Source organism: Actinosynnema sp. NPDC049800 (genome assembly GCF_040656635.1).
Taxonomy (GTDB): domain Bacteria; phylum Actinomycetota; class Actinomycetes; order Mycobacteriales; family Pseudonocardiaceae; genus Actinosynnema.
Window position 1 is genome coordinate 39690 of the sequence record NZ_JBFAMT010000037.1, and the last position, 6710, is coordinate 46399.

Consider the following 6710-nt stretch of genomic DNA (forward strand, 5'->3'; position numbering starts at 1 on the left):
GAGCGGTGAACCGACCACCCCCGGGGCCCGACTCGCGCTGTGGTCTATTGACATACAGGACTGTATGGATAAAACATACAGTCGTGTATGGACAACGGGGAGGGTGGTCGGAGCCATGGCGCACCGGGCGTTGAAGGTGTTCCGGATCGGCGCGTGGGCGTGGGTCGTCACGGGTGTGGGCCACCTGGCCACCGCGGCGCTGCTGGCGTCACGCCCCGAGGACCCCGCCGCGAGTTCCGCCCTCGTGGCGATGCGCGAGTACGGCACGGAGATCGCCGGTGTCCGGCGCAGCCTGCTCGACCTCGACCGGGGCATGTCGCTCGTCATGGCCGCCGCGCTGGTCTTCGGTGGCCTGGTGTGCGTGCTCGTCGCGCGGTCGGCGCCGGACCTGGTCACGCGGTCGCGATCGCTGAGCGGCCTGTGCCTGGCGGCGTCCCTGGTCGTGCTCGGCCTGTCCGTGTGGCTGCTGCCCGCGCCGCCCATCGTCCTGTTCACGATCGCCTGCGCGGCGTTCGGCCGAGTCCTCGCCACGGCCCGGCCGGAAGTTTCCGCGCGGCCCGCATGACCACCCGAACGCGTCGCGACCGCGTGCTATACCTGAAGTGCCACAAGGGGAACAGCTCCGGCTGAGCACGGGAGGCAGGACGTCATGGTCGCGCACGTGGTCGTCGTCGGCGCGGGTGTCTACGGCGCGGCGGTGGCCGCCTCGCTGACGAGGAGAGGCGCCCGGGTCACCGTGGTCGACGCGGGCGCGCCCGGCGGCGGCACGTCCGGCGCGACGTTCTCGTGGACGAACTCCTGCGGCAAGCAACCCCGCTCGTACCACGACTTCAGCGTGACGGGCATGCAAGCCCACCGGCGGTTGGCGGCCGACGTGCCGCACGGCGACTGGTACCACGAGACCGGCAACCTGGAGTGGGCCGCCACCGCCGCCGACCGGGCGGAGCTGAGCCGGAAGGTCGCCGGTGTCCTCGACTACGGCTACGAGGCGCGGTGGCTCGACCGGGCCGAGGCGTTGGACCTCGAACCCGACCTGGACCCGGCCGCGCTGCCCGACGACGGGATCGCGTACTTCCCGCGCGAGGGCTGGGTCGAGCCGACCCGGCTGATCGGGCACCTGCTGTCGACGGCCGCCGGCGCGGAGGTCGTGCGCGACGACGCGGTGACGGACCTGGAGGTGGTGGCGGACTCGGTGCGCTCGGTCGGGCTCGCCTCGGGACGGCGGCTGCGCGCCGACGCGGTGGTGGACTGCGCCGGGCCGCAAGCCGCGCGGATCGCGGAACTGGCCGGGTTGGCGCTGCCGATGCGCAACACCCGCGGTGTGCTCGTCTACACCTCGCCGGTCGCGGTGGCGGTGGCACGGGTCGTCCACGCGCCGCACGTCCACCTGCGCCCGGACGGCGGTGGGCGGCTCTTGCTGCACACCCCCGAGGTCGACGACGCGGCCCGCGCGTCCGACACCGGCGAGATCAGCGTGGAACCCTCGGCGGTGGAGGAGGTGGTAGAGGCGGGCCGTGCGCTCTACCCCGGCGTCCGCGCGGCGTCCGTGGAGAGCGTCCGGGTAGGGGAGCGGCCCATCCCGTTCGACGGCCTGCCGGTGCTGGGCCGGGTGCTCGAACTGCCGAACTTCCACTTCGCGGTCTCGCACAGCGGCGCGACGCTGTGCCTGCACGCGGGCGACCTGGTGGCGGCCGAGGTCCTGGGCGAGGACCGCGACGACGCCCTGGCCCCGTTCCGGTTCGAACGATCCGCTGCCGCCGAACGATCCGCTGCCGCCGAACGGCCCGCCACCCTCCAGTGAGGACCGGCGCGGCGTTGACTAGGCTCCGCAACGTGACCATGACCGATGTGGTGACCCGATTCCTGGACGGCGCCATCCACGCGTTCGACTTCCCCGATGGCGCGGTGGCGGACTCGGTCGCCGTGTTCGAGCTCCCGACCGGGGTCGAGCCGGACGGCCACGACGTGGCGCCGGACCTGGGCCGCGCGGTGTACGCGACCGGTGACGAGGTGGTGTGCGTCGACCGGGCCGGCAAGGCGTTGTGGCGGTGGGGTTTCGGCCCCGGTTCCGCGCGGCGGGCCGCGTCGGCGGCGAACTGCCGGTTCTCGGCCGACGGCACGGAGGTGTGGCTCTACCTGCCCGACGCCATGGCGGGACGCGGGCCGGACCGGTGGGTCGTCCTCTCCGCCGCGACGGGTGACCTGACCGCTGCGGCGGAGCTTGCCTGCGCCGGGCACGGCGGGAGCCAGTTCGCCCACCCGGACGGCGTGCACGTGCTGCTCGACGTCGGCGAGGGGCAGGACGGTTCGCAGGTGTACCGCGGTCGTCTCGTGCCGGACGGCCTCGACGTGGCCGCCTACCCCTGGTCCGACCGCAGCCTGGTGGACCTGGCTCCCGACGGCGGCCACTTCATGACCGTCCACCACGAGCAGGAGGACGTCGCCTTCCACACCCACCCCGACGGCGAGGTCGTCGTCCGGGTGCCGGTGGAGTCGTTCGGCCACGACCCCGAGGAGGTGTACGTGGAGTGGGCCGGCGGCTACCTCGACGCGGACACCGCGATCGTCGTCCTCGGCGGTGAGACCGAGGACGAGGAGGAGTGGCACCTGCACCACCTCGTGGACGTGCGCACCGGAGAGGTGCGCGGCACGCTCGACACCCCGTCCCGCGACGCTTACGACGTCGAGCCGCGCGGCGACGGGTCGTGGCTCAGCACGGACGACGACGGCCGGCCACGACGTCACACCCGCTGAGGGTCTTCGGTCAGCCGTAGCGGTGATGCCGCGGTCGATGGCGCGGCCTCCGGTTCGGTGGCACTGTCGCGCTGCCCGCGGACCGTGCGACCGGCGGAGGACGTCTTGGCGGACCACGCGAACGGCGGGCTGCTCCGGCAGCTGACCAGCCGCCAGATCGGCATGATCTCGCTCGGCGGCACCATCGGCACGGGGTTGTTCCTCGGTTCCAGCCTCGCCATCTCGATGGCCGGCCCGGCGGTCGTGCTGGTCTACCTGGTGGGGGCGCTCGCCGCCGTCGCGGTGGCTTACGCGGTGGCCGAGATGGTCGTGGTGCACCCGCAGGCGGGCGGGTTCGGCGCGGTCGGCGCGCGGTACGCCGGGCCGTTGGTCGGGTACGTCCAGCGGTGGTGCTACTGGGCGACCCAGGTGATCACGGTCGGCGGCGAGGTGGTCGCGGCCGGGCTCTACGTCCGGTACTGGTGGCCGCAGGTGCCCTTGTGGGCGTCGGTCTGCCTGTTCTCGGTGGCGATCCTGGGCGTCAACTTCGCGGCCGTGCGGCTGTTCGGCGAGGTCGAGTACTGGTTCGCGATGGTCAAGGTGACGGCGCTGGTCGTCTTCCTCGTGCTCGGCGTGCTCTACGTGGTGTTCGGGCTGCCGGGGCAGGACGCGGCCGGGCTGTCGGCGTGGACGGACCACGGCGGGTTCATGCCCAACGGGCTGACGGGCGTGCTGCTGGCGGTCAGCGTGGCGACGTTCAGCTACGGCGGGGTGGAGTCGGTGGCGATGACGGCCGCCGAGTCGCGCAGCCCGGTCCGTGACATCCCGCGCGCGGCCCGGCGGGTGGTGCTGCGGCTGGGGTTGTTCTACGTGCTGGCCACCGGGATCATCGTGGCGATCGTGCCGTGGACGGAGGCGGCGGCGGTCGACGGGGTGGCGGAGAGCCCGTTCGTGGCGCTGTTCGCCTCGATCGGCGTCCCGGCCGCCGCCGGCCTGATGAACCTCGTCATCCTCACGGCCGCGCTGTCCGCCGCGAACACCACGCTCTACCTGGCGTCGAGGACGATGCACTCGCTCGCACTGGACCGCTACGCGCCGAAGGCACTCGCCGCCGTGACCGATCGGGGCAGCCCGGTGAACGCGGTGCTCGCGTCGACCGCCGGCCTGGCCGCCGCGGCGGTGGCCGCCGCGCTGTCGCCGGACGCGGCGTTCCCGGTGCTGCTCGGCATCGCGCTGTTCAGCGGCATGGTGGCGTGGATGCTGATCTTCGTGAGCCACCTGGCGTTCCGGCGCGCCCGCCGCGGCCTGCCGCCCGCGTCGGTCCGGTTGCCCGGCGCGCCGGTGACCTCGGTGCTGAGCCTGCTGTACGTGGTGCTGGTGGTGGTGGCGACGGCGTTCACCGAGGCGTTCGGCCCGGCGTGGCGGGTCGGCGTGCCGTTCGTGACCCTGGTGCTGCTGTCGTACCCGCTGGTGCGGTGGCGCCGGTCGGCCCGCGACCGACCGGCCGAGGACTACACCGAGTCGATGTAGCCGTGGGCCACGATCCGCCGGGCCGCTTCGCCGTACCCCTCCGGGTCGTCCAGCGCGAGCGTGCCGAGGCCGTCGACGTACCGGTTGAACATGCAGAACGCCGCCGCGATCAGCACGGTGTCGTGGATCTCCACGTCGGTGGCGCCGTGCGCCCGGGCCGCGTCGACCAGGTCGATGGTGACCTTGAGGCCCGACTGCTGCGTCGCGCCCGCGATCCGCAGCAGCGCCCGCAGCTTCTCCGACACCGGCGCGGTGTCGAGGTCGTCCCGCACCTGCTCCACCAGGGCCATGCCCTCGTCGAGTTGCGCGGCGGCGAACGCCGAGTGCGAGTCACCGCAGAACCGGCACGAGTTCAACCTCGACACGTAGGCCGCGATCAGCTCGCGCTCGCCGGCGGGCAGCGAGTTCGGCGAGCGCAGCAGGACTTCGGCCAACTCGTTGAGCGGCTTGGCCGTCTCCGGCCGGAACTTCATCAGGCCCCGGATGCCGGGGAACAGGGTCTCGTCCATGCCGAGATCGATGTGCGCCATGGTGTTCACGCTAGCCGTTCACCGACCGCTCGGGGGGCGGTCGGTGAACGGCGGCACTGCGTGATCCCGCAGTGGACGGCCCGAGCCCGCCGCGATGGGTGCGACGGGACCCGGGCGCGGTGGCACTACTTGGCGTGGCCGCGCAGCGCGAGCAGCACGGCGCCCGTCGTCAGGCCGTAGCCGACCGTGTGGCCGAACAGGCTGACCCACTGGGGACCTTCGACGACGAACACCATCTCGCTCATCATCGGGTCGGCGGTCACGCTCAACCACAGCGGCATGATGATCAGGGCGCCGAGGATCCAGAGCACCGCGCCGTAGAGCATGCTCGCGATGTAGACGGGCGGCATCATGCCCAGGTTGCGGGTCAGGACGCCGAAGCCGGCGCCGGCGATCGCGGAGATCACCATGTGGACGATGAAGCCGACGAAGGCGTTCTCGACGCCGATCAGCATGCCGACCATCGGCAGGGAGCCCAGACCGGCCATCAACAGCCCGAACACGAGGCCGCCGGCGAGTCCGGCCATCGCCCCGTTCCGGATGGGGGACTCAGACCTCGTGGTCGTCGAGGCAGCGATTGTCGCGGACACGATCAGCTCCTTTTGTCAGTTGTAGGGCATGGTCGGGAACCAGCCGATCCCGAAGATCGACGGGACGCGGACGTCCCAGTACACGAGCAGGAACACACCGAGCGAGATGAGCAGCGCCGCGCTGACCACGGTCGAGCGGCGGCTGTTGGAGCCGAACCACCGCAGGAACCGGCCCTTGGTGCCGAGGGCGAGCGCCGCGAACACGATGGTGACGAGCAGGACGTTGCCGACGGACTGGAGCACGAACGTGCCCGCGCCGAAGAGCGGGTTGCCGGAGTCGACGGCGGAGCGGAACAGCTTGATGAACATCGGGTAGGGCCGGCCGATGAGGAACGCGCCGACCAGCGCGCCGAGCACCACCACCCGGGCCACCGGCCGGTCGCGGAACACGTCGGGCAGCACGCCGAGGGCGGCGAGCCCGAGGTAGGCCATCGCCAGGCCGACGAGACCGAACACCACGGCCGACTGCACCAGCCGCACGGGCATGTCGCCGATCATCGCGCCCGACAGCTGCGGCAGGCCCGGCCCGATGAGCACGCCGACCGCGCCGTAGACCGCCGACACGCCGACCATGCCCGCGGTGAAGAAGCCCAACGGCCGCAGCAGTGACCGCAGCGTGCCCTGGGAGGCCCCGCCGGCTTCGCTCATCGGTCCGATCGACGCCGCCATGGCGATGTTGCACGCGGTGAACGTGCCCGCGAGCCCTGAGACGAACGCGAACACCAGGCCGGCGGCGGTGCCCGCGATCGAGGCGCTCGCGGCGTCCTCGCCGAGCAGCGCGTTGGCGACGTTCGCGCCGATCACGTGGTCGACGAACTCGTAGGACCACAGCACGGACAGCAGCACGCCGGCGATGACGCTGCCGACGATCAGCCGTCCCGGTCTGGTGATCCGGTCGGTCCCGATGACGGGCCGGTGGGCCATGGGCGTTCACCTCGCTGCGGTGGCGGAGCTCTCTTCGGTCGACTCAATGTCCTTGGCCGCGCGCCGGTCCGACAACTTCCATGCTGCTGTCCTGCGCCACCGTCGCGGCGGGCGACCGCGGCGCGACGGGGCCGTCCGGCGCGCGGGAAACACCCGGCGGAACCACCGGGTCATCGCGAATGCCAGTACCGCGGATACCAGGATGAGTGTTGGCGCGCGCCTTGTCGGCGAGCGCGGCGGCATTGAAGCCGAATCGCGTCGCCGGTGCCAGTGGCACGATCGGAAACCCGATGCGTGGTCGACGGAAGCGCTATGCGCCGGTAGCCGGGCCGTGCGGAACCGAGGTACGTTCGGGCCGTCCTTTCTCCACCGCCGGGGAACAACTGAGCGACGCTGCGGTGGT

At 72.2% G+C, this 6710-nt stretch carries 8 protein-coding genes; 4 read left to right on the forward strand and 4 right to left on the reverse strand.

From position 1 onward, the window contains the following. Positions 1-103: 103 nt before the first annotated feature. The 4 genes from AB0I91_RS31200 to AB0I91_RS31215 all read left to right on the forward strand — a co-directional run bounded on the left by AB0I91_RS31200 (position 104) and on the right by AB0I91_RS31215 (position 4263). Complete coding sequence (locus tag AB0I91_RS31200; RefSeq protein WP_499615427.1) at positions 104-565, forward strand: LIC_13387 family protein; 462 nt, start codon at positions 104-106, stop codon at positions 563-565. 84 nt (positions 566-649) lie between these two features. Then, on the forward strand, positions 650-1801 hold the full coding sequence (locus AB0I91_RS31205) for an NAD(P)/FAD-dependent oxidoreductase (protein ID WP_499640187.1): 1152 nt from the start codon (positions 650-652) through the stop codon (positions 1799-1801). A 32-nt stretch (positions 1802-1833) separates the two neighbouring features. After that, positions 1834-2754 (forward strand): hypothetical protein, encoded by a 921-nt coding sequence (locus AB0I91_RS31210; RefSeq protein ID WP_499640189.1) that lies wholly within the window; start codon positions 1834-1836, stop codon positions 2752-2754. A 105-nt stretch (positions 2755-2859) separates the two neighbouring features. After that, a complete protein-coding gene (locus AB0I91_RS31215; RefSeq protein WP_499640191.1) occupies positions 2860-4263 on the forward strand; it encodes an amino acid permease in 1404 nt (467 codons plus the stop codon). Here the strand turns inward: AB0I91_RS31215 and AB0I91_RS31220 are convergent. From AB0I91_RS31220 to AB0I91_RS31235, 4 genes are all read right to left on the reverse strand, one after another. Continuing rightward, positions 4245-4793 carry a carboxymuconolactone decarboxylase family protein gene (locus tag AB0I91_RS31220; RefSeq protein ID WP_499640193.1) on the reverse strand — a complete coding sequence of 183 codons (549 nt, stop codon included), beginning with the start codon at positions 4791-4793 and terminating at the stop codon, positions 4245-4247. The genes AB0I91_RS31215 and AB0I91_RS31220 overlap by 19 nt on opposite strands. Positions 4794-4918: 125 nt before the next feature. After that, positions 4919-5320, reverse strand: a complete 402-nt coding sequence (locus AB0I91_RS31225; RefSeq protein ID WP_498780078.1) for a hypothetical protein — start codon at positions 5318-5320, stop codon at positions 4919-4921. Positions 5321-5398: 78 nt separating this feature from the next. After that, positions 5399-6307, reverse strand: coding sequence for a hypothetical protein (locus tag AB0I91_RS31230; RefSeq protein WP_498780076.1), 909 nt, complete (start codon positions 6305-6307; stop codon positions 5399-5401). A gap of 43 nt (positions 6308-6350) precedes the next feature. After that, positions 6351-6584 (reverse strand): hypothetical protein, encoded by a 234-nt coding sequence (locus AB0I91_RS31235; protein ID WP_499640195.1) that lies wholly within the window; start codon positions 6582-6584, stop codon positions 6351-6353. Positions 6585-6710 lie beyond the last annotated feature (126 nt).